Raw genomic sequence first — 23,822 nt, 5'->3', positions numbered from 1 at the left:
AACGGAGGTCTTCGCGTGAGTACTCCTTACCCCTTCACCGCCCTCGTCGGGCAGGACGACCTGCGGCTCGCCCTGCTCCTCAACGCCGTCTCCCCCGCCGTCGGCGGTGTGCTCGTACGGGGTGAGAAGGGCACCGCCAAGTCGACCGCCGTGCGGGCGCTCTCGGCGTTGCTGCCGGACGTGGAGGTCGTCGCCGGGTGCCGGTTCTCGTGTGCTCCCGGGGCGCCCGACCCCGGGTGCCCGGACGGGCCGCACGAGCCCGGTGCGGGTGCCTCGCGGGCCGCGCGGATGGTGGAGCTGCCCGTGGGCGCGTCCGAGGACCGGCTCGTGGGGGCCCTGGACATCGAACGGGCGCTCGCGGAGGGCGTGAAGGCCTTCGAGCCGGGGCTGCTCGCCGACGCGCACCGCGGCATCCTCTACGTCGACGAGGTCAATCTGCTCCACGACCACCTGGTCGACCTGCTGCTCGACGCGGCCGCCATGGGCGCCTCGTACGTCGAGCGCGAGGGCGTGTCGGTGCGGCACGCCGCGCGGTTCCTGCTCGTCGGGACGATGAACCCCGAGGAGGGCGAGCTGCGGCCGCAGCTGCTCGACCGGTTCGGGCTCACCGTGGAGGTCGCGGCCTCGCGCGAGCCGGACCAGCGGGTGGAGGTCGTCAGGCGGCGGCTCGCCTACGACGACGACCCGGAGGGCTTCGCGGCGCGCTGGGCGGAGGACGAGCACGGGGTGCGGGCGCGGATCGTGGCCGCGCGGGCGCTCCTGCCGCGGGTGCGGCTCGGCGACGGGGCGCTGCGGCAGATCGCGGCGACCTGCGCGGCCTTCGAGGTCGACGGCATGCGGGCCGACATCGTGATGGCCCGGACGGCGACGGCGCTCGCCGCGTGGGCGGGGCGCGAGGACGTGCTCGCCGACGACGTGCGGCAGGCGGCGCTGCTCGCCCTTCCGCACCGGCGCCGCCGCAAACCCTTCGACGCCCCCGGGCTCGACGAGGACAAGCTGGACGAGACGCTGGAGGAGTTCGCCGACGACGGCGACACCGACGGCGACGGTGACGACGACCCCGGGCCCGGTGGCGGCGGCGGTGGCGGCGGTGTGCCCCCGCAGGACCCCGGCCCCGAGGCCCCGGAGAGCGGCGCCGCCCCCGAGCGGGGCGAGGCGCCCGAGGGCGGGCCCCGGCCTCAGGGCTCCGGCGGCGGCGAGCAGCAGCCGGTGCGGGCCTCGGAGCCGTTCCGGGCGAAGGTGCTCAGCGTGCCGGGGCTCGGCGACGGGGCGGCCGGGCGCCGCTCGCGGGCGCGCACCGAGCACGGCAGGACCACCGGGTCGCGGCGGCCCCGGGGCACCCTGACCAAGCTGCACCTGGCGGCGACCGTGCTCGCGGCGGCGCCGCACCAGGCGGCGCGCGGGCGCTCCGGGCGCGGGCTCGTGGTGCGCCGCGACGATCTGCGGCAGGCGACGCGGGAGGGGCGCGAGGGGAACCTGGTGCTCTTCGTCGTGGACGCCTCGGGGTCGATGGCGGCGCGGCAGCGGATGGGCGCGGTGAAGGGCGCGGTGCTCTCGCTGCTGCTCGACGCCTATCAGCGCCGGGACAAGGTGGGGCTCGTGACGTTCCGGGGCGCGGCCGCCGACGTGGCGCTGCCGCCGACGTCATCGGTGGACGCCGCGGCGGCGCGGCTTGAGTCACTGCCCACGGGCGGGCGGACGCCGCTGGCGGCCGGGCTGCTCAAGGCGCACGAGGTGCTGCGGATCGAGCGGCTGCGCGATCCGGCGCGGCGCGCCCTGGTCGTGGTGGTCACGGACGGGCGGGCCACCGGCGGCCCGGAGCCGGTGGCCCTCGCGGGGCGGGCGGCGCGCCTTTTCGCGGCGGAGGGCGTCGCGTCGGTCGTCGTGGACTGCGAGTCGGGTCCGGTGCGGCTCGGGCTCGCCGGGCAGCTCGCCGGTGAGCTCGGCGGCACGGCGGTGACGCTCGACGGGCTTCGGGCCGACTCGATCACCGGTCTGGTCAAGGACATGCAGGGCGACAACAGGAGGGCCGCGTAATGCCGAAGGGGCAGCCGAGTGTGGTGCCGGACGACGGGCTGACGACGCGGCAGCGCCGCAACCGCGCGCTGGTGATGGTGCACACGGGCGTCGGCAAGGGGAAGTCGACGGCCGCGTTCGGGATGGCGCTGCGCGCCTGGAACCAGGGGTGGCCGGTCGGGGTTTTCCAGTTCGTCAAGTCGGCGAAGTGGAAGGTCGGCGAGGAGAACGCCCTGAAGGTGCTCGGGGCCAGCGGCGAGGGCGGCCGCGTCGACTGGCACAAGATGGGCGAGGGCTGGTCGTGGATCCAGCGGGAGCCCGCCGAGGGCGAGCAGAGCCACGAGGACAAGGCCCGCGAGGGCTGGGAGCAGGTCAAGCGGGACCTGGCGGCCGAGACGTACCGCTTCTACGTGCTCGACGAGTTCGCCTACCTGCTGCACTGGGGCTGGGTGGACGTCGACGAGGTGGTGGCGGTGCTGCGCGAGCGGCCCGGCAACCAGCACGTGGTGATCACCGGGCGCAACGCCCCGGAGGCCCTGGTGGAGTACGCCGATCTCGTCACCGACATGTCCAAGGTCAAGCACCCGATGGACGCCGGTCAGAAGGGTCAGCGGGGCATCGAGTGGTAGCGCGCGTCGTCATCGCGGCGCCGTCGTCCGGGAGCGGCAAGACGACCGTCGCGACCGGTCTGATGGCCGCCTTCACCGAGGCGGGGCTCGCCGTGTCGCCGCACAAGGTCGGGCCCGACTACATCGACCCGGGCTACCACGCGCTGGCCACGGGGCGCCCCGGGCGCAACCTGGACGCGTTCCTGTGCGGGCCCGACCTGGTGGGGCCGCTGTTCGCGCACGGCGCCGCCGGGTGCGACCTGGCGGTCGTCGAGGGCGTGATGGGGCTGTACGACGGGGCCGCGGGCCAGGGTGAGCTCGCGTCGACCGCGCACGTCGCGAAGCTCCTCGGGGCGCCGGTGGTCCTCGTCGTCGACGCGTCCTCGCAGTCGCGGTCGGTGGCCGCGCTCGTGCACGGCTTCGCCTCGTGGGACCCGGAGGTGCGGATCGGCGGGGTGATCCTCAACAAGGTGGGCTCCGACCGGCACGAGGAACTGCTGCGGGAGGCCCTCAACTCCTCCGGCGTCCCGGTGCTCGGCGCCCTGCGGCGGGCTCCCCAAGTCCAGGCGCCCTCGCGGCACTTGGGCCTGGTGCCGGTCGCCGAGCGGCAGGCCGACGCGGTGGCCTCCGTGGCGGCGCTCGCGGAGCGGGTGCGCCAGGGGTGCGACTTGGAGGCGATTCTGGCGCTGGCCCGGGGGGCCGGGGCGTGGTCGGGGGTGGCGTGGGATCCCTGCCAGGGGCTCCCCTACTGCGTCCATCAGCGCGCTCCGCGCGCGGGCGCCCCTTCCCGAAACCAGGGGGCTGCCGCCCCCTGGACCCCCGCTTCATCGGCGCTCCGCGCCTCGTCCTCAAACGCCGGACGGGCTGGAATCGCTCCCGTCGTCGCGCTCGCCGGTGGGGCCGCCTTCTCGTTCTCGTACGCCGAGCACGCCGAGCTGCTCGCCGCCGCGGGGGCCGAGGTCGTGTCGTTCGATCCGCTGCGCGACGAGCGGCTGCCGCCCGGCACCCGGGGCCTGGTCATCGGGGGCGGTTTCCCCGAGGTGTACGCGCCTGAGCTGTCCGCCAACGAGCCGCTGCGCGCGGCGGTGGCCGAGCTCGCGGCGTCGGGGGCGCCCGTGGCCGCCGAGTGCGCCGGACTGCTTTACCTGGCGCGGGAGTTGGACGGCAAGCCGATGTGCGGGGTGCTCGACGCGAGCGCGCGCATGACCGAGCGGCTCACGCTCGGCTACCGGGACGCGGTGGCCGTGTCCGACAGCGTCCTGGCACCGGTGGGCACGCGGCTGCGCGGCCACGAGTTCCACCGCACCGTGGTGGAGCCGGGGGCGGGGGCGTCTGCCGCCTGGGGCCTTCACGTCCCTGAGCGGCGCGTCGAGGGCTTCGTACAGAAGGGCGTGCACGCGAGCTATCTGCACACGCACTGGGCCGCCGAGCCGGGGATCGCGCGGCGGTTCGTCGAGCGGTGCGCGGCGGTGGAGCCCGTGGTGGCGGGGACCGCGCGGGGATGAGCGGCACGGGGCCCGGCGGCTCACTCGGCAAGGCCGACGACCAGCCAGATGAACCCGGCGCCCGCGACCGTGCACAGGAGCGTGGAGCGCGCCGGGTGGTCGTGGTGGGCCTCGGGCAGGATCTCGGCGGCGGCGAGGTAGAGGAGCGCGCCGCCGAAGAAGCCGAGATATCCGCCGAGCAGTTGCTCCGGAATGGTGAAGAGCAGCGTCGTCGCGGCGCCCGCCACGGGGGCCACGGCGTCCGCGAACAGCATGGCGACGGCGCGGCGCCGCGCGTTCCCGTACAGGCGCGTGAGGGTGTACGTGTTGAAGCCGTCGGCGAAGTCGTGGGCGATGACGGCGAGGGCCACGGCGGCCCCCATGCCGCCGCCGACCTGGAAGGCCGCGCCGATCGCCACGCCGTCCATGACGCTGTGCCCGACCATGGCGGCCGCCGCCGTCAGGCCCACCTCCGGCACCCGGCCGCCGGCCGCGTCCGCCCCGTGGGCCGCCTGGCGCAGCGCGAGCAGCCGCTCCACCACGTGCGCGAACAGGAAGCCCGCGACGGCCAGGAGCAGTGCGGCGGGCACGCCGAACACCGGCCCGCCCGCCGCCTCCAGGGCCTCCGGCAGCAGGTCGAGCCCGACCACGCCGAGCATGAGGCCGCCCGCGAGGCCGAGCACCAGATGGCGCCGGTCGGTGACCCGTCCGGCGGTCCAGCCGCCGAGCAGGGTCATTGCGAACGCGCCGAGCGCCACGAACACCGCCATGCGCTCTTGCTAGCCGATCGCCGCGGCGGGCGCTAACCGGCCCTCACGCCCCCGCGCCCCCGCACTCCCGTTCACCCCGCTTCGCCCGCCCGAGAGGAATCCCGCCATGGCCGACGCCGCCCCCACCGGCACGGTGCCGCGAGCGATCGGGCTGCTCTCCGCGACGCGGGCGGGTGCCGAGGCCCGCGACCGGCTCGCCGCCGCGTGGCCCTCGCGGACGCGGGTGTACGAGGGGCCCGTACGGGAGGCGTTCGAGCGGGCCTTCCACGCGTGCGAGCAGGTGGTGTGCTTCCTGGCGGCGGACACGGCGGTGCGCCTGGCCGCGCCGCTCCTTTCGGCCCTGCCGGGCGGGCCCGGTGTGGTCTGCGTCGACGAGGGCGGGCGGTTCGCCGTGGCGCTGCTCGACGGGCCCGGCGGCGGTACGGACGCGCTGGCGCGCGAGGTGGGCGGCGTCCTCGGGGCCGAGCCGGTGCTCGCCTCGGGCGCCGACGCGGCGTGGCTCGATGCGGTGGGCCTGCCGGTGGAGGGGGACGTCGCCGGGGTGACGCGGGCCCTCGGGGACGGGGAGCCGGTGGCCCTGGTGGCCGAGGTGGCCTGGCCGCTGCCCGCGCTGCCGCCGCACGTGTCGCCGGGGGCGGGCCGGACCACCGTGCGCGTCACCGACCGGGACCTGCGGCCGGGGCGCGGCGAGGCCGTGTTGCGGCCGCCGTCGCTGGTGGTCGGCGTCGGCGCCAGCAGGGACGCGCCGGTCGAGGAGGTCCTCGGCCTGGTGCGCGCCTGTCTGCGGGACGCGGGGCTCTCCCCGCTGTGCGTACGGGAGCTGGCGACCGTCGACGTGAAGCGGGACGAGCCGGGCATCGTCGAGGCGGCGCGGCGGCTCGGGGTGCCCGTGGTGACGTATCCGGCCGGGGAGTTGGCGCGCGTCGAGGTGCCGAATCCGTCGGACGCCGCGCTCGCCGCCGTCGGGACGCCGTCCGTGGCGGAGGCCGCGGCGCTCGCGGCGGGCGGTGAACTCCTCGTGCCCAAGCGGAAGTCGAGGCGCGCGGACGGGGAGCCGCCCATGGCGACGTGCGCGGTCGCGCGGGCGGCGGCGCGCGGACGGCTCGCCGTGGTGGGGCTCGGCCCCGGCCCCCGGGACCTGCTCGCGCCGCGCGCCCGCGCGGAGCTGCGGCGTGCCGCCGTGGTCGTGGGCGCGGGCGAGGACGTCGGGCGGGTCCGCGGCCTGCTGCTGCCCGGCACCAGGGTCGTCGGCCCGGGCCTCCGCTCGTCGGAGGAGCGGGCCCGGGCGGCCGTGGCCGAGGCGCGGCGGGGGCGGGCCGTCGCGCTCCTTGGGCCGGGGTGCGCGCCGATGGGAGGCGTGCTCGGCGGCATCAGCGACACCAACGACACCAGTGGCATCAGCGACACCAGCGGCATCAGCGGCATCAGCGGCATTGACGTGGTGGGCGTGCCGGGGGTGACGGTCGTGCGGGCCGCCGCGGTGGCTCTGGGGGTACCGCTGGGGCAGGGCCACGTCACGATCGACCTGTCGGAGCCGGGCCCGCCCTGGGAGGTGGTCGAACGCCGGGTGCGCGCGGCGGCCGTGGCGGACCTCGTGGTCGCCTTCACCGGGCCGCACGCCGGGCGGCTGCGCCGGGCCCTCGCGGTAGTCGCCGAACACCGGGCGCCGACGACCGCCGTGGGTGTCGTCGACGACGCGGCCCACCCGCCCGGCAACGCCCGCCTCATCACACTGGCCACGCTCGACCCGGCCCTCATCGGCACGACCGCCCTCGTCATCGTGGGCAGCGCCACGACCGGGGTGGCGGCGGGCCGCACGCTGGCGCCGGACCCCTCCGGAGCCGAATCCGACGACACCGCGCTCGCGCGGCGCCCCACCCCCGAGGAGAACCAGTGACCGGCCTGCCCCACACCGACGACACCGACCTGCGCGGCCCGGGTGGCGTTGAGGTCGACCTGCGGCACCACGGGGACGCGGAGGTCCGGGGGCGGCGGGGGCTCGTGGACCTCGCCGTGAACGTCCGGGTGGACACGCCTCCCGCCTGGCTGAAGCAGCACATCGCGGCCTCACTCGACGGGCTCGCCGCCTATCCCGACGGGCGGGCCGCGCGGGCGGCCGTGGCGGAGCGGCACGGCCTCGCGCCGGAGCGGGTGCTGCTTACGGCCGGTGCCGCCGAGGCGTTCGTGCTGCTCGCGCGGGCGCTGCGGGTGCGTCGTCCGGTGGTGGTGCATCCGCAGTTCACGGAGCCGGAGGCGGCGCTGCGGGACGCGGGGCACGCGGTGGGGCGGGTCCTGCTGCGGGCGCGGGACGGCTTTCGCCTCGATCCGGCGGCGGTGCCGGACGACGCGGACCTCGTCGTCGTCGGCAACCCCACCAATCCCACGTCGGTGCTGCACCCGGCGGACGTCCTCGCCCGCCTGGCCCGTCCCGGGCGGTTCCTCGTGGTCGACGAGGCGTTCATGGACGCGGTGCCCGGCGAGCGGGAGGCGCTGGCCGGGCGCGTGGACGTGCCGGGCCTGGTGGTCCTGCGCAGCCTGACGAAGACGTGGGGCCTGGCCGGGCTGCGGATCGGCTATGTCCTCGCCGCCCCGGACACGATCGCCGAGCTGTCCCGCGCGCAGCCGCTGTGGCCGGTGTCGTCGCCCGCCCTCGCGGCGGCGGAGGCGTGTGTGACGCCGCGCGCGCTGGCGGAGGCGGGCCATGTCGCGCACCGGGTCGCCGCCGACCGGCGTCATCTGGTCGCGGGGCTCGCGGAGCTGCCGGGGGTGGAGGTGGCAGGACCCGCGGCGGGCCCGTTCGTGCTGGTGCGGATGGAGGGGGCGGCGACGGCCGTACGGGAGCGGCTGCGGGAGCGGGGGTTCGCGGTGCGGCGCGGCGACACCTTCCCCGGCCTCGGGCCCGACTGGATGCGGCTCGCGGTGCGGGACCGCGCCACGACCGACGCCCTCCTCCACGCCCTGCGCTGACCGCCCCCGGCGCCGCCGCTCAGCGCCGGGGGCGGGCCCGCCGCGTCAGCGGCGCCGGGTGTACACCAGCGCCCCGCCCCCGGCGAGGACGAGCGCCACCGCGCCCCCGGCGATGTACGGCGTCATCGAGCTGCCGCCGGTCTCCGCGAGGTTGTCGTTCTCCGTGGGCTTGGGCGCCTCCCGCTTCGATGTGACCGGCTCGGCGGGCTTGCCGCCCTGCGGTTCGGGCCGGGGCTTGGGGCCGGGCCCGGGGCTCACGCAGGTCGCGCCCGCGAGGGTCACGGTGCCCTCGACAGCGGCGACGCCGAGCTTCAACGGGTCGACGGAGACCTTCAGTTGGAGTGCTGTCGCGGCGGCCGTGGTGGACGTCGTGCGGGTCGCGGACAGGTCGAGGCGGACCTCGCCGACGCCGGGGACGGCCACCTGGGTCGTGCCCGCGGCCCTGACGCTGACCTTCTTGCCGAGGACGGTCACGCCGCCGAGGAACGTCGAGTCGGCGACCGGCCGCTTGCCCGCCGCGCACACCGCCTTCGAGGTGACCTGGTCGACCTCGACGAGGGGCAGCAGCGGCAGTCCGGGCAGGTTGACCTTGGCGCGCGCGACGTTGCTGTAGCCCTGGGCCGTGCCGCCCTTCACGGTGGCCCGCGCGGTGGCGACGTCGGCGCGCAGGACGCTGAACGGCCGCCCGCCGTCCACGCCGTCGAGCGTGGCGGTGAGCGTGGACTTGGTGGCGTTCGCGGGCGCGCTGACGTCGTTCAGGGCGACCTTGAGCGGCACGTTCACGGTCTTGTTGAGCAGGGAGACGTCGAGTCCGGTGCGGAGCACGACGGCCCCGGCGCGGCCGCCCCGGTCGTCGTCCGTCGCGTGCGCGGAGCCGGCGGTGGCGAGGGCCGCGGGACCGGCGGCGACCACGGTGGCGGCGGCGAGGGCGCCGATGCGGCGCGCGGGCAGGCGGCGGAAGGTGTTGCTGGTCAAGGTGGTGGAACCCCCACATGAGTCACGAAGGTGCCGCCCCGCGCACGCCACACGGGGACATCGCGTGCGCGGGGGGACCACTGATGCCGGAGTGCGCCGGGGGGCGCCGCCGACTCCCGCATCTTTACGCACGGAGAGTGAACGAGCAGCAACCTGGCGTGAGTTCACTCCAACGGGAGGTTTCCGCCCCTGCTTTCGAATCAGCTAAAACGAGCGTTCTATCGTGCCACCTGATTCCCGTCCCTCACCACGGCCGCCGTTGACGGGCGGGGCGCCGTGGGCCCCTTTCAACGAGCGCGGCGCCGTCGCGTCACTGTCCGTCAACCCCGCCACGGCGTACGGGGCTTCGCCGTCTCGTGGCCGCGCCACGGCCCGGGGGTCAGCCGATCACGCGCCCGTCGAGCACCACCCGTCGCGGCGCGGCGAGGACGCGGACGTCGTCACGGGGGTCCGCGTCGTACACGACGAGGTCGCCCGGGGCGCCCTCGACGAGGCCGGGGCGGCCGAGCCAGGCGCGGGCGCCCCACGTCGTGGCGGACAGCGCGTCGAGCACCGGGATGCCCGCCTTGGTGAGCTCCGCGACCTCCCCGGCGATCAGGCCGTGCGCGAGGGAGCCGCCCGCGTCGGTGCCCGCGTACACCGGGACCCCGGCGTCGTACGCGGCCCGTACCGTGTCGTAGCGGCGCTCGTGGAGCCGGCGCATATGCGCCGACCAGCGGGGGAACTTCTGCTCGCCGCCCGCGGCGAGGTGCGGGAACGTCGCGATGTTCACGAGGGTCGGGACGATCGCCACGCCCCGCTCGGCGAACAGCGGGATGGTGTCCTCGGTCAGGCCCGTGGCGTGCTCGATACAGTCGATGCCCGCCTCGACCAGGTCCCGCAGCGCGTCCTCGGCGAAGCAGTGCGCGGTGACGCGGGCGCCGAGGCGGTGCGCCTCCGCGATGGCGGCCGCCACGGCGCCGCGCGGCCAGCACGCCGTGAGGTCACCCTCCTCGCGGTCGATCCAGTCCCCGACGAGCTTGACCCAGCCGTCGCCGCGCCGGGCCTCGCGCGCGACGTACGCCACCAGGTCGTCGGGCTCGATCTCATGGGCGTAGTTGCGGATGTAGCGGCGGGTGCGGGCGATGTGGCGGCCCGCGCGGATGATCTTCGGCAGGTCCTCGCGGTCGTCGATCCAGCGGGTGTCGGACGGGGAGCCCGCGTCGCGCAGGAGCAGCGCGCCCGCGTCGCGTTCGGTGAGGGCCTGTTTCTCCGCCGTCTCCGCGGGGACGGGTCCGTGGGCGTCGAGGCCGACGTGGCAGTGCGCGTCGACCAGGCCGGGCAGCGCCCATCCTGTGACCGTCACCACGTCGCCGGCGGCGGGCCGCTGGAACGTCACGCGCCCGCCGACCACCCACAACTCGTCCCGTACGTCCTCGGGCCCGACGAGCACCCGCCCCTTCACGTGCAGCACCGCGTGATCGCTCATGGACAGCAGCTTAGGAGGGGTAGGACCTGACAGGGCAGGGAGCGGGCAGTCGGTAGGCTCGGCTCAGCCACCCGTCCCGACGCACGCGCGAAGTGAGCCGCAGCATCATGACCCACCCCCTTCTCGACCTGGCGCCGCTGAGCGCCGCGCACTTCGCCGCCATCGAGGACCGCGTCGCCCGGCTCCTCGGCACCCGGCAGGACGTCGTGATCACGCAGGGCGAGGCGCTCCTGCCGCTTGAGGGCTGCATCCGCGGGGCCGCCGGGCCCGGCACCACCGCCCTGAACGTGATCACCGGCCCGTACGGGCAGACCTTCGGCGACTGGCTGCGCGACTGCGGGGCCACGGTCGTCGATCTCGCGGTGCCGTTCCACACGGCGGTCACCGCCGCCCAGGTCGAGGAGGCGTTCGCCGCGCACCCGGAGATCGGCTTCGTGTCCCTGGTGCACGCCGAGGCGGCGACCGGCAACACCAACCCGGTCGCGGAGATCGGCGAGGTCGTGCGCGCGCACGGGGCGCTGTTCATGCTGGACGCCGTCGCCTCCGTGGCCGCCGAGCCGCTCCTTCCGGACGCGTGGGGCGTGGACCTGTGCGTGATCGGCGCGCAGAAGGCGATGGGCGGCCCCGCGGGCGTGTCCGCGGTGTCGGTGAGCGGGCGCGCCTGGGAGCGGATCGCCGCCAACCCGCAGGCCCCGCGCCGCTCGTACCTGTCGCTGCTCGACTGGAAGCAGCGCTGGATCGACGGCGGCCGCAAGGCGCTCCTGCACGCGCCCGCGCAGCTGGAGATGCTGGCCCTGGAGGCATGCCTGGAGCGGATCGAGTCGGAGGGTCTGGACGCGCTGATGGCGCGGCACGCCGCCGCTGCCGCCGCCACCCGCGCGGGCGCGCTGGCCCTGGGCGGGGGCCTGGAGCCGTATGTGCGCGAGGCCCGCGACGCCGCCCCCGTCGCCACCACGCTGCGCGCGCCGCGCGGCGTCGACGCCTCCGCCCTGGTCGCCAAGTCCCTCGCGGCCGACCCGGCCCTGCCGCTGGTCGCGGGCGGCGGCGCCCTCGCCACGGAGATGATCCGGGTCAACCACTACGGCCCGGACGCGACCCGGGGCGTCGTGCACGCCTCGCTGGCCGCGCTCGGCGCCGCGATGGGCGAGGCCGGGCTCGCCGTGGACCTGGAGGGGGCGCGCCGGGCGGTCACGGAGACCTGGCGCTAGTCGCTTCGCTCGGCCCGCTCCCGCCCGCCCTCCGGATTCGCGAGGGCGGGCGGGCTTTATCCTCATAGCCTTCCTCGGCTTTTCTCGGGGACTTTTAACAGCCTCCTCATGAATTCTTTATGAGAGCAGCTTCCCGTATTCTTCTGCCCGCTTTCCTGGCTCCTAAACACTAAGGTTTCGCCAGTGTCAATCGGCGTAATTCGGGCGCGTCACGCGGAAGTTTCCCACCTGTGACGGACTCCACATCAGGCCCGAATTGTCGGAAATAAATCGGGCAAATCATGAGGAAAACCCGGCTGCTCATGCGGGCGTACGCGCCTGCGTGATAACACATCGCACCTCGCCGCGTAACCCCTTCCCTCGATGCAATCCCGGAAATTGCTCGGTAAATTCAATCCGCATGACCGCTGCACAAGCCGATCTACCGACCGACCTGCAAGCGAAATTCCTCGAAATGCCCGAGGGCCTGCGCATCGACACTCCCGGTGTCGCCGACGGCGCCGCGATCTGGCGGATCGCCCGGGACTCGAAGGTCCTCGACCTCAACTCCTCGTACAGCTATCTGCTGTGGTGCCGCGACTTCGCGGCGACGTCCGCGGTCGCCCGGGACGCCGACGGCGAACCCGTCGGGTTCGTCACCGGCTACGTCCGCCCCGACGCGCCGGACACCCTCGTCGTCTGGCAGGTGGCCGTCGACCACGCGCACCGCGGCCGCGGTCTCGCCGGTGCGCTGATCGACGGTCTGACCGCGAAGGTCGCCGGGCGGCGGGAACTCACCGCCGTCGAGACGACCATCACGCCGGGCAACACCGCCTCCGAGCGCCTGTTCACCTCGTACGCCGAGCGGCACGGCGCCCGCGTGGAGCGCACCGTGCTCTTCGACGCGGCCCTGTTCCCCGGCGACGACGGCGACACGCACGAGCCCGAAGTCCTGTACGTCATCGGCCCGTTGGCCGTCTGAGACCCGAGGCCTTCGGGCGACGGCTCCGGCAGCGCGGCCGGGACGACGACGCCCCCTCTTCCTCCACCCCCCTCGCCACCCCCTTCATCTCCCAGGAGATCCGCTGTGACCATCACCCCGCCGGACCTGAGCGTCTTCGAGACCCTTGAGTCGGAGGTGCGCAGCTACTGCCGCGGTTGGCCCACCGTCTTCGACCGCGCGCAGGGCAGCCGCATGTACGACGAGGACGGCCACGAGTACCTCGACTTCTTCGCCGGTGCCGGATCGCTCAACTACGGGCACAACAACCCCGTCCTGAAACGGGCGTTGCTCGACTACCTGGAGCGCGACGGCGTCACGCACGGCCTCGACATGTCGACCACGGCCAAGCGCGCCTTCCTTGAGTCGTTCCAGAACCTGGTGCTGCGCCCGCGCGACCTGCCGTACAAGGTCATGTTCCCGGGCCCCACCGGCACCAACGCGGTGGAGTCCGCGCTGAAGCTGGCCCGCAAGGTCAAGGACCGCGAGTCGATCGTGTCGTTCACGAACGCCTTCCACGGCATGTCGCTCGGCTCGCTCGCGGTCACCGGCAACGCCTTCAAGCGCGCGGGCGCGGGCATCCCGCTGGTGCACGGCACGCCCATGCCGTTCGACCACTACCTCGACGGGGCGATGCCCGACTTCCTGTGGTTCGAGCGGCTCCTGGACGACCAGGGCTCCGGTCTGAACAAGCCCGCCGCCGTCATCGTGGAGACCGTGCAGGGCGAGGGCGGCATCAACGTCGCGCGCGCCGAGTGGCTGCGCGCCCTCGAAGCGCTCTGCCACCGCCAGGACATGCTCCTGATCGTCGACGACATCCAGATGGGCTGCGGCCGCACCGGCGCGTTCTTCTCCTTCGAGGAGGCGGGCATCACGCCGGACATCGTGACCGTCTCCAAGTCCATCAGCGGCTACGGCCTGCCGATGGCGCTCACGCTCTTCAAGCCGGAGCTCGACGTGTGGGAGCCGGGCGAGCACAACGGCACCTTCCGGGGCAACAACCCGGCGTTCGTGACGGCCGCCGCCGCCCTGGAGACGTACTGGGCGGACGGCTCCGCCATGGAGAAGCAGACCCGCGCCCGCGGCGAGCAGGTGGAGCAGACGCTCCTCACGCTCGTCGACGAGCACCGCGCGGACATCGTCGAGTACCGCGGCCGCGGCCTGGTGTGGGGCGTGGAGTTCCGCGACAAGGACCGCGCGGGCGCCGTCGCCAAGCGGGCCTTCGAGCTCGGCCTGCTCATCGAGACCTCGGGCCCGCAGGGCGAGGTCGTCAAGCTGCTCCCGGCCCTGACGATCTCCGCCGACGAACTCGACGAGGGCCTGCGCACCCTGACCCGCGCCGTGCGCGAGACGGCCTGAGCCGCCCGTACGACACACCACCGACTCCCCTACCGACTCGTATTCACCCGCGAGAAAGGCAGCACCACACCGTGATCGTCCGTTCGTTCAAGGACATTGAGGGCACCGACCGGCATGTGAAGTCCGCGTCGGGCACCTGGGAGAGCAAGCGCATCGTGCTCGCCAAGGAGCGCGTCGGCTTCTCCCTGCACGAGACCATCCTGTACGCGGGCACGGAGACCGAGATGTGGTACGCCAACCACGTGGAGGCGGTCGTCTGCACCAAGGGCGAGGCGGAGCTCACCGACCGCACGACCGGTGAGTCGCACCGGATCACGCCCGGCACCATGTACCTCCTCGACGGGCACGAGAAGCACACGCTGCGCGTCAAGGAGGACTTCCACTGCCTGTGCGTCTTCAACCCGCCGGTGACGGGCCGCGAGGACCACGACGAGAATGGGGTGTACCCGCTCCTGACGGAGGAGGACGGCAAGTGACCACCGCGCTCAGCGACCCGTACCCGACCCGCGGCGCCGCGGAGGTGCTCACCCCGCGCAAGGACCCCGTGGTGTGGTCACCGCCCGGCGCCCCGGGGCCCTTCACCGGCGAGGAGCTGGCCGGGTTCGACCGGGACGGGTTCCTGGCCGTCGACCAGCTGCTCACCCCGGGCGAGGTGACGGAGTACCACGCGGAGCTGGAGCGCCTGGTCAACGACCCGGGGATGCGTGCCGACGAGCGCTCCATCGTCGAGCCGCGCTCCCAGGAGATCCGGTCCGTCTTCGAGGTGCACAAGATCAGCGAGCTCTTCGGGCGGCTCGCGGCCGACCCGCGGATCGCGGGCCGCGCCCGGCAGATCCTCGGCTCGGACGTCTATGTCCACCAGTCCCGGATCAACGTCAAGCCCGGCTTCGGGGCCTCCGGCTTCTACTGGCACTCGGACTTCGAGACCTGGCACGCCGAGGACGGCCTGCCCGCCATGCGCACGGTCTCGGTGTCGATCGCGCTCACCCGCAACCACGACACCAACGGCGGGCTCATGATCATGCCGGGCTCGCACCGGACGTTCCTCGGCTGCGCGGGCGAGACGCCGAAGGACAACTACAAGAAGTCCCTCCGGATGCAGGACGCGGGCACCCCGTCGAACGAGGCGCTCACCCGGCTCGCCGCCGAGCACGGCATCAAGCTGTTCACGGGCGCGGCGGGCGCGGCCACCTGGTTCGACTGCAACGCCATGCACGGCTCCGGGGACAACATCACGCCGTATCCGCGCTCGAACGTCTTCCTCGTCTTCAACAGCGTGGAGAACGCGGCGGTGGAGCCGTTCGCGGCGCCCGTGCGGCGGCCCGAGTTCATCGGGGCGCGGGACTTCACCCCGGTGGGGTGAGCCCGCGGTGATGTGAACCGGCGCGTGCGAGGGCCCGGCACCTGTGCGGTGCCGGGCCCTCGCGCGTCAGCCGGTCAGCCCGGTCAGCCGGTCAGCCGGTCAGCGCCGGGTAGTCGGTGTAGCCCTTGGCGTCGCCGCCGTAGAACGTGGCCCGGTCGGGCTCGTTGAACGGGCCGCCCGCCCGCAGCCGCGCGGGCAGGTCGGGGTTGGCGAGGAACAGGGAGCCGTACGAGACCAGGTCGGCCGTGCCGTCCTCGATGAGCGCCAGCGCGTCGGGTCCTGTGGGGCCCTCGGTCGCGGGGTTCAGGATGAACGGTCCTTCGAAGCCCTTGCGCAGGGTGGTGACCAGCTCGCGGACCGGGCCGACCTCCATGATGTGCAGATAGGCGAGGTCGAGCGCGTCCAGCTCCGCGACCAGGGCGGTGTACGTCTCGTGGAGGCCGGAGGCGGGCTCGGAGATGTCGTTGAGCGGGTTGCCGGGCGACAGGCGGATGCCGGTGCGGGCCGCGCCGATCTCGGCGACGACGGCCTTCGCGACCTCGACGGCGAAGCGGATGCGGTGCTGTGCCGAGCCGCCCCATTCGTCGGTGCGCTGGTTGGAGCCGGGCGCCAGGAACTGGTGGATCAGATAGCCGTTGGCGCCGTGCAGCTCGACGCCGTCGAAGCCCGCCTCGACCGCGCCGCGCGCGGCGGCCACGAACTCGCCGATGGTGGCGCGCACCTCGTCGCCGGTCAGCTCCCGCGGCGTGACGTAGTCCTTGGGGCCCTCGTGCGTGTACACCTGGCCCGCGGCCGCTATCGGGGACGGGCCGACGGGGACCAGGCCCTCGGGCAGGAGCACCGGGTGGCCGATGCGGCCGGTGTGCATGAGCTGGGCGAAGATCCGGCCGCCCCGGGCGTGCACGGCGTCGGTGACCTTGCGCCAGCCCGCGATCTGCTCGGCGGTGTGCAGGCCCGGGGTGTCCGGGTAGCCCTGGCCGACGGCGGAGGGCTGGACGCCCTCGGTGATGAGCAGGCCCGCGGTGGCGCGCTGCGCGTAGTACTCGGCGGTGAGGTCGGTCGGGACTCCGCCTGCGCCCGCCCGGCTGCGGGTCATCGGCGCCAGGGCGATGCGGTTGCCGAGCGGGACTCCGGACAGGTCGATCGGGTCGAACGCGGTGGTCATGACGTCTCCAAGCGGTACGTAGCTGGTCACGGCGGCCATATTTGGTCGGCCAAGTAATTCAACCGAGAGCCACTGTAGCGCATTCCTTGGCCGACCAAGTTAATCTCGGAGGAGAAGCGGGGTCACACTGGTGGACCACCACGGCGCCACCCGACGAGCAGGAGTTCCGATGAAGGCCGACCCAGGAGCCACCTCGGCCGCGCAGACCGATCCCCCCTGTACCGAGACCGAGCGGCTGCCCAGCGCGGCCCGCCGGGGCCCCGTCAGCCACCTCGTGAGCCGGGTCGCCCGGCTGCACCGGGCCGCGGCGGGCAAGCAGCTCAAGGGGCTCGGGCTCTACCCCGGCCAGGAGTTCGTGATGATGCACCTGTGGGACACGGGACCCGTGCGCCAGTCGGAGCTGATCAAGGTCCTGGAGCTCGACCCGTCCACGGTCACCAAGATGCTCCAGCGCCTGGAGCAGGCCGGGCACGTGCGGCGGCGGCCCGACCCCGACGACCGGCGCGCGGTCCTGGTCGAGGCGACGGACACCACCTGCGGCCTGCTCGCCGACGTGGAGCGCGCCTGGGGCGGCCTGGAGGAGCGCACGCTCGCGGGCCTCGACGCGGACGAGCGCCGGACGCTGGAGCGGCTGCTCGGCCGGGTCGAGGCCAACCTGTGCCCGGACGCCGGGGGGTGCCCGTAAGAGAGGCGTCGGGGGCTTCGGGCGCTGCGGCCCGCGCCCCGGTCACCCCCGCGCCAGGGCCTCCAGGAGGCGGTCCACGTCCGGCTCCGTGTTGTAGAAGTGGAAGGCCGCCCGCAGGTTGCCCGCGCGGTCGGATACCTCGATGCCCGCCGCGCTCAACTCCGCCTGGCGGGCGCCGAGTCCGGGCACGCTGACGATGGGCGATCCCGGCGCGGGCACCGGCGCGTGGCCGAGGCGGGCGATCCCCGCGCGGAAGCGGTCCGCGAGCGCCAGGCCGTGGGCGCCGATGGCGGCCGCGCCGAGGCGCTCGACCAGTTCGAGGCTGTGGCGGGCCCCCGCGTACGCGAGCAGGGCCGGGCTCTCGTCGAACCGCCGCGCCGAGTGGGCGAGTTCCGCCACCGGGCCGTAGCAGCTGTCCCAGGGGCGCTCGCCCGCGACCCAGCCCGCGAGCAGGGGCCGGACCCCGCCGAAGGCCTCGGCCTCCTCGGGGGCGACGAAGAACGCGACGCCGCGCGGGCACGTGAGCCACTTGAAGCCGACCGCCGCCGTGAAGTCGGCCGTCGCGACGTGGTCGCCGAGGTCCAGCCAGCCGACCGCCTGCGAGGCGTCGAGGTAGACCCGGCTGCCGTGGGCGCGGGCCGCGTCGCGGATCGCCGCCAGGTCCGCGAGCCTGCCGTCCGCCGACTGCGCGACGCTGACCGCGACGAGGTCCGTGCCGGGGCGGACCGACTCGGCGATCCGCTCCAGGGGCACGGTGCGCACCTTCAGGTCACCGCGGACGTGGAAGGGGTTCACGGTCGAGCTGAAGTCGCCCTCCGCGGTGAGGACTTCGGCGCCCTCGGGCAGCGAGAGGGCGATGAGACCGCTGTAGACGGCCACCGAGGCACCGGCCGCGACACGGGTCACCGGCACGCCCACGAGCCGCGCGAACGCGGCGCGGGCCGCCTCCACGTCCGCGAACATGTCGGCGGGGCGGCCCTCGGCCACGGAGAGGGCGCCCTCGTGCAGGGCCCGCACGGCGCGGGCGGGGAGCAGGCCGGTGCTCGCGCTGTTCAGATAGGTGGTGCGGGGAGCGAATTCGGCGCGTACGAGGGACTGGTCCAAACGCTGTCCGGTGGTCTCCATGGGATCACTGTGCCGCGTGCCCAGGCCCCGGTCCATCGCGGATCCGTGAGCGGTACCTCTCAGCAGCGCTAACGCGTCGCTCCCCGCCCCTGGTCAGGCCCCGGGCACCGCGCAGCCGTCGGGGCCGCAGGCATCAGCGTCCGCGCCGTCCGCCGCGCCGTCGCCGATCACCGTCAGCGGCGAGCGGCTCCCCCACGCCCGCTCCAGGGCCTGCTCGAACACCTCGGCGGGCTGGGCGCCGGAGACGCCGTACGTCCGGTCGAGGACGAAGAAAGGTACGCCGTTCGCGCCGAGTTCGGCGGCCTCGCGCTCGTCGGCGCGGACGTCGTCGGCGTAGGCGGCGGGGTCGGCGAGGACCGCGCGGGCCGCCTCGGGGTCGAGGCCCGCCTCGGCGGCGAGCGCCACGAGGCGGTCGTCGCTGTCGAAGACGGACTCCTCCTCGGCGAAGTTCGCCCGGTACAGCAGGCCGATCAGCTCGTCCTGCAGGCCCTCGGCCTTGGCGAAGTGCAGCAGGCGGTGCATGTCGAAGGTGCTGCCGTGGTCGCGGCCGCGGGTGCGGTAGGCGAGGCCCTCCGCGCCCGCCTGCGCGCCCACGCCGTCCTCGGCGGCCTCGGCCTGCGCTTCGGTCATCCCGTACTTGCGCGTGAGCATCGTGAGCACGGCGGTGGTGTCGCCCTTGGCGCGGCCCGGGTCGAGCTCGAAGGAGCGGTGCACGACCTCCACGGCGTCGCGGTGCGGGAAGCCCGCGAGGGCCCGCTCGAAGCGGGCCTTGCCCACATAGCACCAGGGGCAGGCGATGTCGCTCCAGATCTCGACGCGCATGGTGTGACTCTTCTCCAGGTAGTACGACGGGCGGTGCGCTGGCAGTGCGCTGACGGCGCGCTCAGCGGTGCGATGCGGAGACTGCCTCCGCTCCCGGGTGCAACCGCGCGCGGCGCCCGTTCATTCCGCCCGGTCCGCTCGGTCCTCGGGCGGTGCGAAGCGTGCCGTGTTCGCGCGGATCCAGGTCCGCAGGTGGGCCAGCGGCTCCAGGGCGCCCCGGCCGAGCGCGGTCAGCTCGTACTCGACGCGCGGCGGCACCTCCGCGTACGCCGTGCGCCGCACCAGGCCGTAGTCCTCCAGGCGCCGCAGGGTCTGGGTGAGGACCTTGGGGCTCACGCCCTCCAGCTTGCGGCGCAGCTCGCCGAAGCGGCGGGGGCCGCCTTCCAGGGCGGTGATCGCGAGGCCCGTCCACTTGTTGGCGAGCAGCTCGAAGATCTCCCGGCCGGGGCACAGCAGGCCGTAGATGTCGTGCCGGTGGGCGGCGTCGACGTCGGTACCTGGCGGCTGAATACGGCTCTGACCTGTCATGGTTTCCAGAATATAGTTGGCGCCCTTGCGGGTGATCAGGGCCCGGCTCCTACCTTGCGGGCATGGAGACCACCTCTCACTCCCCCGTCCGGACCGGCATCGTCGGTCTGTCCGCCCGCGGCGGCTGGGCCTCGCACGCGCATCTTCCGGCCCTCGCCCGCCTCGACGGCTACGACCTCCTTGCGCTCGCCGCGTCCGGCCCCAAGGCGGCCGCAACGGCGGGCGCGGCGTACGGCATCCCGCGCGCGTACGGCAGCGTCCACGACCTCGTCCGGGACCCGGACGTGGAGCTCGTCGTGGTCAGCGTCCGCGTCCCGCTGCACCGCGAGGTGATCTCCGAGGCCCTCGCGGCGGGCAAGGCCGTGCTCTCGGAGTGGCCGCTGGGCAACGGCCTGGCGGAGGCCGAGGAGCTGGCCGCCGCCGCGGCCCGGTCGGGCGCGGCCACGTTCGCCGGGCTCCAGGCCCGCTCGGCGCCCGCCGTGCGGTACGTGCGCGATCTCGTCGCGGACGGCTACGCGGGCGAGGTCCTCTCGACCAGCCTGGTGGCGTCCGGGCGACGCTGGGGCCCCACGTTCGAGCCGGGCGGCGGCTACCTCCTTGACCGGGCCAGCGGCGGCTCCCTGCTGACCATCCCGTTCGGGCACACCGTCGACGCGCTGGCCATGGTGCTCGGCGAGTTCGCCGAGGTGTCGGCGACGACGGCGACACGGCGGCGCGAGGTCCGGGAGGAGGGCACGGCCCGTACCGCCGCCATGACGGTGGCCGACCAGGTGGCCGTGACCGGCGTCCTGCGGTCAGGGGCGGTGGTCTCCGCGCACTTCCGGGGCGGGCTCTCGCGGGGCACGAACTTCCTCTGGGAGATCAACGGCACCGAGGGGGACCTCGTCGTCACCGGCGACCACGGGCATCTCCAGCAGGCCCGCCTGACGGTGCGCGGCGGCCGGGGCGCGGACGGCGCCGTGCGTGAACTGCCCGTTCCCGAGGGCTACTTCGACGTGCCCGCGCTTGACGCCCTGCGCGGCGAGGTGGCGTACAACATCGGGGTCCAGTACGACCGGATCCGGCGCGACCTGCGCGCGGGCACCCGCGAGGTGCCCGACTTCGCGCACGCGGCCCGGCGGCAGCGGCTGCTCGACGCGATCGAGCGGGCCGCCGCCACCGGGGCGCGGGTGGCGCTGTGATCAGGAGCCGTCGCGCAGGCCCTTGGGCCAGTGGGGGCGGAACTCTATGTGGTCGTACGTCACCACACAGCCCTCGCCCTGCGGGGACTGCGCGAGGAAGCCGACGAGGGCGGCCGCTGCGGCCGTCTCGTCGCCGAGCTGGAAGATGCGCACGAACGTCCAGTGCTCGCCGTCCGTGGCCGCGTGGAACGCGAACGCGGTGCCCGTGCGGCTGATCCGCAGCCAGACGTGGGAGCCGTCCACGACGAAGGCGTTGGCGTCGTCGGAGCGGCCCCGGGTGACGACGGTGCAGATCGTCGGCAGGTCCGGGGAGCGCTCGAAGCAGAGCTTCGCCCACTCCCGCTCGCCGACGTGGAGGTAGAGCACGCCCGCGTCGAAGGCGGCGGCGAAGCCGACCGTGACGCGGGCGATGAGCTGGAAGTCGCCCTCGGGCGCCCCGAGCAGCCGGGGCGCGTCGGAGGCGGGGTCCAGGGCCTCGCCGGTCGGCGGCACGAAGCGGTCCTGGCGGGGCCCGGCCCAGCCGGTGAGGACGCCGTCCTCGTACCTCCAGTCGCCGTCGGGCCCGTACGGTCTGAGCGGGAAGGGCAGTTCGGGCAGCGCGAGGCTGCCGGTGTCCTTGGCGTTCATGCCGTCAGTGTTCCAGGCGGCCGTCGAGGCGGCGGGGCAGTCCCAGGGGATTGGCGTCGTGAAGTTCCGGCGGCAGGAGCGCCTGGGGGGTGTTCTGGTACGCGACGGGGCGCAGCCAGCGCTCGATGGCGGTGGCTCCGACGGAGGTGGAGGTGGAGGTCGTCGCCGGGTAGGGGCCGCCGTGCTGCTGGGCGGGGGCCACGGCCACGCCGGTGGGCCAGCCGTTGACGAGGACGCGGCCCGCAAGGGGCGTCAGTTCGGCGAGGAGCGCGGCACCCCGGCCCTCGCCCGCCGCCTCCCGGGCCGACAGCTGCACCGTCGCCGTGAGGTTGCCGGGGAGCCGGGAGAGCACCGCCGTGACCTCGGCCTCAGAGGTGTAGCGGGCGACGACCGTGACCGGGCCGAAGCACTCCTCCAGGAGCAGGTCATGGGCGCCTTCGGCGGTCAGGCGAGCCGCCGGGACGGTGAGGAAGCCCGCGGTGACCGTGTGCGCGCCGCCCGCGCCGGGCGGCACGGGGGCCGCCACGTCCGGGAGCGCGGCGCGGGCGGCGACGCCCGCGACGAAGTGCTCACGCATCCGGTGGTCGAGGAGCACGCCCGGCGCGGTGTCGCCGACGGCCGCCGCCAGGGCCTTCACCAGGCGGTCGCCGCCCGCGCCCACGGGGGCGAGGACGAGTCCGGGCTTCACGCAGAACTGGCCGGTGCCCAGCGTCATGGAGCCCGCGAGGCCGCCGCCGATCTCCTCGCCGCGCTCGGCGGCGGCGTCCTCGGTGACGACGACCGGGTTGAGGGAGCCGAGTTCGCCGTGGAAGGGGATCGGTACGGGGCGCGCGGCCGCCGCGTCGAAGAGGGCGCGGCCGCCGCGGACGGAGCCGGTGAACCCGGCGGCGGCGACCAGCGGGTGCCGGACGAGGCCGAGGCCCGCTTCGAAGCCGTGGACGAGCCCGATGGCGTCCTGCGGAATACCGTGTTCGGCGGCGGCGCGGCGCAGCACGGCCGCGGCGAGCTCGGAGGTGGCCGGGTGGTCGGGGTGGGCCTTGACGACGACGGGGCAGCCCGCGGCGAGCGCGCTCGCGGTGTCGCCGCCGGGCACGGAGAACGCGAAGGGGAAGTTGGACGCGGCGTAGACGGCGACGACGCCGAGGGGGACCTTGAGGCGGCGCAGGTCCGGGGTGGGGGGTGCGGTGGTGGCGTCGGGGTGGTCGATGACGACGCCCAGGTAGGCGCCCTCGTCGACGACGTCCGCGAAGGCCCGCAACTGGTAGCGGGTGCGGGCGAGTTCGCCGGTGAGCCGGACGGGGCCGAGCGCGGTCTCCGCGTCCGCGGCCGCCACCAGATCGCCCTCGGCGCCCTGGAGGAGATCGGCGGCGGTGCGCAGGAAGGCCGCGCGGGTGTCCCGGTCGGCGAGGGCCGCGCGCGCGGCGTGCGCGGCGCGCACGGCCCGGTCCACGTCGTGGGCCGTGGCTTCCACGGCGACCCGCTCGCGCCGCTTCCCGGTTCGGGGGTCGACGCTCCAGACTGGTGCTGCTGCCACCGGGGGTTCCTCCAGGGTTGACGCGACTCGGTTCGGTGCCGCTTGCCTGCCACTCACCACGGCCGTTCGATATGCTGAACGCCGTCTCCCATGGTGAATTCACGGGGGACAGTGGAGACTATTTCTCGTCGCAGGTGAGGGGTCAAGGGCGATGGCTGGTGCGGAGACGGGCGGGGGCTCGCAGGTCAAGTCCGCGGTGCGGACGGTGGAGTTGCTGGAGTTCTTCGCGGGCCGCCCCGGCATGCACTCCCTGGCCGACGTGCAGGAGGCGGTCGGCTACCCCAAGTCCAGCCTGTACATGCTGCTTCGCACGCTGGTCGAGCTGGGCTGGATCGAGACGGACGCGACCGGCACGCGGTACGGCATCGGGGTGCGGGCCCTGCTCGTCGGCACCTCGTACATCGACGGCGACGAGGTCGTCGCCGCGGCCCGCCCCACGCTCGACCGGCTCTCGGACGACACCACGGAGACCATCCACCTGGCCCGGCTCGACGGCACCAACGTGGTGTATCTGGCCACCCGCCAGTCCCAGCACTATCTGCGGCCCTTCACGCGCGTGGGCCGCCGCCTCCCCGCGCACTCGACGTCGCTCGGCAAGGCGCTGCTCGCCACCCACACCGACGAGCAGGTGCGCAAGCTGCTCCCGCAGACGCTGCCGTCGCTGACCGAGAACACGATCACCGACCGCGAGCAGCTCATCGAGGAGCTGCACACCGTGCGCGAGCAGGGCTTCGCCGTGGACCGCGAGGAGAACACGCTGGGCCTGCGCTGCTTCGGCGTGGCCATCCCCTACCGCACGCCCGCGCGGGACGCGATCAGCTGCTCCGTGCCGGTGGCCCGGCTCACGCCCGCCCACGAGCAGATGGTCAAGGACGCCCTGTTCGACGCCCGCGACCGCCTCACCCTGGCCACGCGCAGGCTCTGACCTCCGCTTTCGCGATGACGAAGCGTCTCCCCC

The 23,822-nt window shown here is 74.5% G+C and carries 22 protein-coding genes; 13 read left to right on the top strand and 9 right to left on the bottom strand.

Features of this window, described 5'->3' with window-relative positions; all coding sequences use genetic code 11:
• Positions 1-15: 15 nt before the first annotated feature.
• Genes AC07A4_RS35770 through AC07A4_RS35760 form a run of 3 tightly spaced genes read left to right on the top strand, consistent with a single transcriptional unit; the run spans position 16 to position 4,129 of the window.
• Positions 16-2,037, top strand: coding sequence for a putative cobaltochelatase (locus AC07A4_RS35770; RefSeq protein WP_478607129.1), 2,022 nt, complete (start codon positions 16-18; stop codon positions 2,035-2,037).
• The gene (cobO, locus tag AC07A4_RS35765) at positions 2,037-2,645 is read left to right on the top strand and encodes a cob(I)yrinic acid a,c-diamide adenosyltransferase (protein ID WP_478607126.1); all 609 of its coding nucleotides are present in this window, start codon (positions 2,037-2,039) and stop codon (positions 2,643-2,645) included. The genes AC07A4_RS35770 and cobO overlap by 1 nt, the downstream gene beginning before the upstream one ends.
• A complete protein-coding gene (locus AC07A4_RS35760) occupies positions 2,639-4,129 on the top strand; it encodes a cobyrinate a,c-diamide synthase (protein ID WP_478607123.1) in 1,491 nt (496 codons plus the stop codon). Before cobO ends, AC07A4_RS35760 begins: the two co-directional genes overlap by 7 nt.
• Before the next feature lie 20 nt (positions 4,130-4,149).
• Here the strand turns inward: AC07A4_RS35760 and AC07A4_RS35755 are convergent, their stop codons facing one another.
• Positions 4,150-4,878, bottom strand: coding sequence for a ZIP family metal transporter (locus tag AC07A4_RS35755; RefSeq protein ID WP_478607120.1), 729 nt, complete (start codon positions 4,876-4,878; stop codon positions 4,150-4,152).
• Between the two features lie 106 nt (positions 4,879-4,984).
• Between AC07A4_RS35755 and AC07A4_RS35750 the strand changes: the two genes are divergently transcribed.
• Positions 4,985-6,775: a cobalamin biosynthesis protein gene (locus tag AC07A4_RS35750; RefSeq protein WP_478607117.1), complete on the top strand. Its 1,791-nt coding sequence runs from the start codon at positions 4,985-4,987 to the stop codon at positions 6,773-6,775.
• Positions 6,772-7,845, top strand: a complete 1,074-nt coding sequence (cobC, locus tag AC07A4_RS35745) for an Rv2231c family pyridoxal phosphate-dependent protein CobC (protein WP_478607114.1) — start codon at positions 6,772-6,774, stop codon at positions 7,843-7,845. The genes AC07A4_RS35750 and cobC overlap by 4 nt, the downstream gene beginning before the upstream one ends.
• Positions 7,846-7,890: 45 nt before the next feature.
• Here cobC and AC07A4_RS35740 read toward each other — a convergent pair whose 3' ends face one another.
• Positions 7,891-8,820: an SCO1860 family LAETG-anchored protein gene (locus AC07A4_RS35740; RefSeq protein WP_478607111.1), complete on the bottom strand. Its 930-nt coding sequence runs from the start codon at positions 8,818-8,820 to the stop codon at positions 7,891-7,893.
• Positions 8,821-9,199: 379 nt separating this feature from the next.
• Positions 9,200-10,288: an amidohydrolase family protein gene (locus AC07A4_RS35735; protein ID WP_478607108.1), complete on the bottom strand. Its 1,089-nt coding sequence runs from the start codon at positions 10,286-10,288 to the stop codon at positions 9,200-9,202.
• Between the two features lie 107 nt (positions 10,289-10,395).
• Here AC07A4_RS35735 and AC07A4_RS35730 point away from each other — a divergent pair, with 107 nt between their 5' ends.
• From AC07A4_RS35730 to thpD, 5 genes are all read left to right on the top strand, one after another.
• Positions 10,396-11,496: a pyridoxal-phosphate-dependent aminotransferase family protein gene (locus AC07A4_RS35730; RefSeq protein ID WP_478607105.1), complete on the top strand. Its 1,101-nt coding sequence runs from the start codon at positions 10,396-10,398 to the stop codon at positions 11,494-11,496.
• A 400-nt stretch (positions 11,497-11,896) separates the two neighbouring features.
• Complete coding sequence (gene ectA / locus AC07A4_RS35725) at positions 11,897-12,457, top strand: diaminobutyrate acetyltransferase (protein WP_478607102.1); 561 nt, start codon at positions 11,897-11,899, stop codon at positions 12,455-12,457.
• 105 nt (positions 12,458-12,562) lie between these two features.
• Positions 12,563-13,834, top strand: coding sequence for a diaminobutyrate--2-oxoglutarate transaminase (gene ectB, locus AC07A4_RS35720; protein ID WP_478607099.1), 1,272 nt, complete (start codon positions 12,563-12,565; stop codon positions 13,832-13,834).
• 71 nt (positions 13,835-13,905) lie between these two features.
• Complete coding sequence (locus tag AC07A4_RS35715; RefSeq protein WP_478607098.1) at positions 13,906-14,310, top strand: ectoine synthase; 405 nt, start codon at positions 13,906-13,908, stop codon at positions 14,308-14,310.
• Positions 14,307-15,197, top strand: coding sequence for an ectoine hydroxylase (thpD, locus tag AC07A4_RS35710; RefSeq protein ID WP_478607095.1), 891 nt, complete (start codon positions 14,307-14,309; stop codon positions 15,195-15,197). The genes AC07A4_RS35715 and thpD overlap by 4 nt, the downstream gene beginning before the upstream one ends.
• Positions 15,198-15,288: 91 nt before the next feature.
• Here thpD and AC07A4_RS35705 read toward each other — a convergent pair whose 3' ends face one another.
• Entirely contained in the window at positions 15,289-16,362 is a 1,074-nt protein-coding gene (locus AC07A4_RS35705; RefSeq protein ID WP_478607092.1) for an alkene reductase, read from the bottom strand.
• Between the two features lie 169 nt (positions 16,363-16,531).
• Between AC07A4_RS35705 and AC07A4_RS35700 the strand changes: the two genes are divergently transcribed.
• Positions 16,532-17,047, top strand: a complete 516-nt coding sequence (locus tag AC07A4_RS35700; RefSeq protein WP_478607089.1) for a MarR family winged helix-turn-helix transcriptional regulator — start codon at positions 16,532-16,534, stop codon at positions 17,045-17,047.
• A 42-nt stretch (positions 17,048-17,089) separates the two neighbouring features.
• Here the strand turns inward: AC07A4_RS35700 and AC07A4_RS35695 are convergent, their stop codons facing one another.
• From AC07A4_RS35695 to AC07A4_RS35685, 3 genes are all read right to left on the bottom strand, one after another.
• Entirely contained in the window at positions 17,090-18,208 is a 1,119-nt protein-coding gene (locus AC07A4_RS35695; RefSeq protein ID WP_478607087.1) for an aminotransferase class V-fold PLP-dependent enzyme, read from the bottom strand.
• A gap of 57 nt (positions 18,209-18,265) precedes the next feature.
• A complete protein-coding gene (locus AC07A4_RS35690; RefSeq protein WP_478607084.1) occupies positions 18,266-18,994 on the bottom strand; it encodes a DsbA family oxidoreductase in 729 nt (242 codons plus the stop codon).
• Positions 18,995-19,114: 120 nt separating this feature from the next.
• A complete protein-coding gene (locus AC07A4_RS35685; protein ID WP_478607081.1) occupies positions 19,115-19,522 on the bottom strand; it encodes a winged helix-turn-helix transcriptional regulator in 408 nt (135 codons plus the stop codon).
• Positions 19,523-19,584: 62 nt separating this feature from the next.
• Here AC07A4_RS35685 and AC07A4_RS35680 point away from each other — a divergent pair, with 62 nt between their 5' ends.
• Positions 19,585-20,703, top strand: a complete 1,119-nt coding sequence (locus AC07A4_RS35680; protein ID WP_478607079.1) for a Gfo/Idh/MocA family protein — start codon at positions 19,585-19,587, stop codon at positions 20,701-20,703.
• Here the strand turns inward: AC07A4_RS35680 and AC07A4_RS35675 are convergent, their stop codons facing one another.
• Together AC07A4_RS35675 and AC07A4_RS35670 are read right to left on the bottom strand one after the other, a co-directional pair.
• Complete coding sequence (locus AC07A4_RS35675; protein WP_478607076.1) at positions 20,704-21,330, bottom strand: DUF1349 domain-containing protein; 627 nt, start codon at positions 21,328-21,330, stop codon at positions 20,704-20,706.
• A 4-nt stretch (positions 21,331-21,334) separates the two neighbouring features.
• A complete protein-coding gene (locus AC07A4_RS35670) occupies positions 21,335-22,864 on the bottom strand; it encodes an aldehyde dehydrogenase (NADP(+)) (protein WP_478607073.1) in 1,530 nt (509 codons plus the stop codon).
• A 151-nt stretch (positions 22,865-23,015) separates the two neighbouring features.
• On the opposite strand from AC07A4_RS35670, the gene AC07A4_RS35665 reads away from it, so the two are divergent.
• Positions 23,016-23,789, top strand: a complete 774-nt coding sequence (locus tag AC07A4_RS35665) for an IclR family transcriptional regulator (protein ID WP_478607072.1) — start codon at positions 23,016-23,018, stop codon at positions 23,787-23,789.
• The last annotated feature ends 33 nt before the right edge of the window (positions 23,790-23,822 follow it).

Source organism: Streptomyces sp. NPDC043996 (assembly GCF_056435225.1).
This window is presented reverse-complemented; position numbering and strand designations above follow the sequence as displayed.

What these genes read in the sequence shown, in the direction of transcription:
- cobO (WP_478607126.1), top strand. Translation starts at nt 2,037, where the DNA reads ATGCCGAAGGGGCAGCCGAGTGTGGTGCCGGACGACGGGCTGACGACG.
- AC07A4_RS35755 (WP_478607120.1), bottom strand. Translation starts at nt 4,878, where the DNA reads ATGGCGGTGTTCGTGGCGCTCGGCGCGTTCGCAATGACCCTGCTCGGC.
- AC07A4_RS35750 (WP_478607117.1), top strand. Translation starts at nt 4,985, where the DNA reads ATGGCCGACGCCGCCCCCACCGGCACGGTGCCGCGAGCGATCGGGCTG.
- AC07A4_RS35735 (WP_478607108.1), bottom strand. Translation starts at nt 10,288, where the DNA reads ATGAGCGATCACGCGGTGCTGCACGTGAAGGGGCGGGTGCTCGTCGGG.
- AC07A4_RS35730 (WP_478607105.1), top strand. Translation starts at nt 10,396, where the DNA reads ATGACCCACCCCCTTCTCGACCTGGCGCCGCTGAGCGCCGCGCACTTC.
- ectA (WP_478607102.1), top strand. Translation starts at nt 11,897, where the DNA reads ATGACCGCTGCACAAGCCGATCTACCGACCGACCTGCAAGCGAAATTC.
- AC07A4_RS35705 (WP_478607092.1), bottom strand. Translation starts at nt 16,362, where the DNA reads ATGACCACCGCGTTCGACCCGATCGACCTGTCCGGAGTCCCGCTCGGC.
- AC07A4_RS35700 (WP_478607089.1), top strand. Translation starts at nt 16,532, where the DNA reads ATGAAGGCCGACCCAGGAGCCACCTCGGCCGCGCAGACCGATCCCCCC.
- AC07A4_RS35695 (WP_478607087.1), bottom strand. Translation starts at nt 18,208, where the DNA reads ATGGACCGGGGCCTGGGCACGCGGCACAGTGATCCCATGGAGACCACC.
- AC07A4_RS35690 (WP_478607084.1), bottom strand. Translation starts at nt 18,994, where the DNA reads ATGCGCGTCGAGATCTGGAGCGACATCGCCTGCCCCTGGTGCTATGTG.
- AC07A4_RS35685 (WP_478607081.1), bottom strand. Translation starts at nt 19,522, where the DNA reads ATGACAGGTCAGAGCCGTATTCAGCCGCCAGGTACCGACGTCGACGCC.
- AC07A4_RS35680 (WP_478607079.1), top strand. Translation starts at nt 19,585, where the DNA reads ATGGAGACCACCTCTCACTCCCCCGTCCGGACCGGCATCGTCGGTCTG.
- AC07A4_RS35675 (WP_478607076.1), bottom strand. Translation starts at nt 21,330, where the DNA reads ATGAACGCCAAGGACACCGGCAGCCTCGCGCTGCCCGAACTGCCCTTC.
- AC07A4_RS35665 (WP_478607072.1), top strand. Translation starts at nt 23,016, where the DNA reads ATGGCTGGTGCGGAGACGGGCGGGGGCTCGCAGGTCAAGTCCGCGGTG.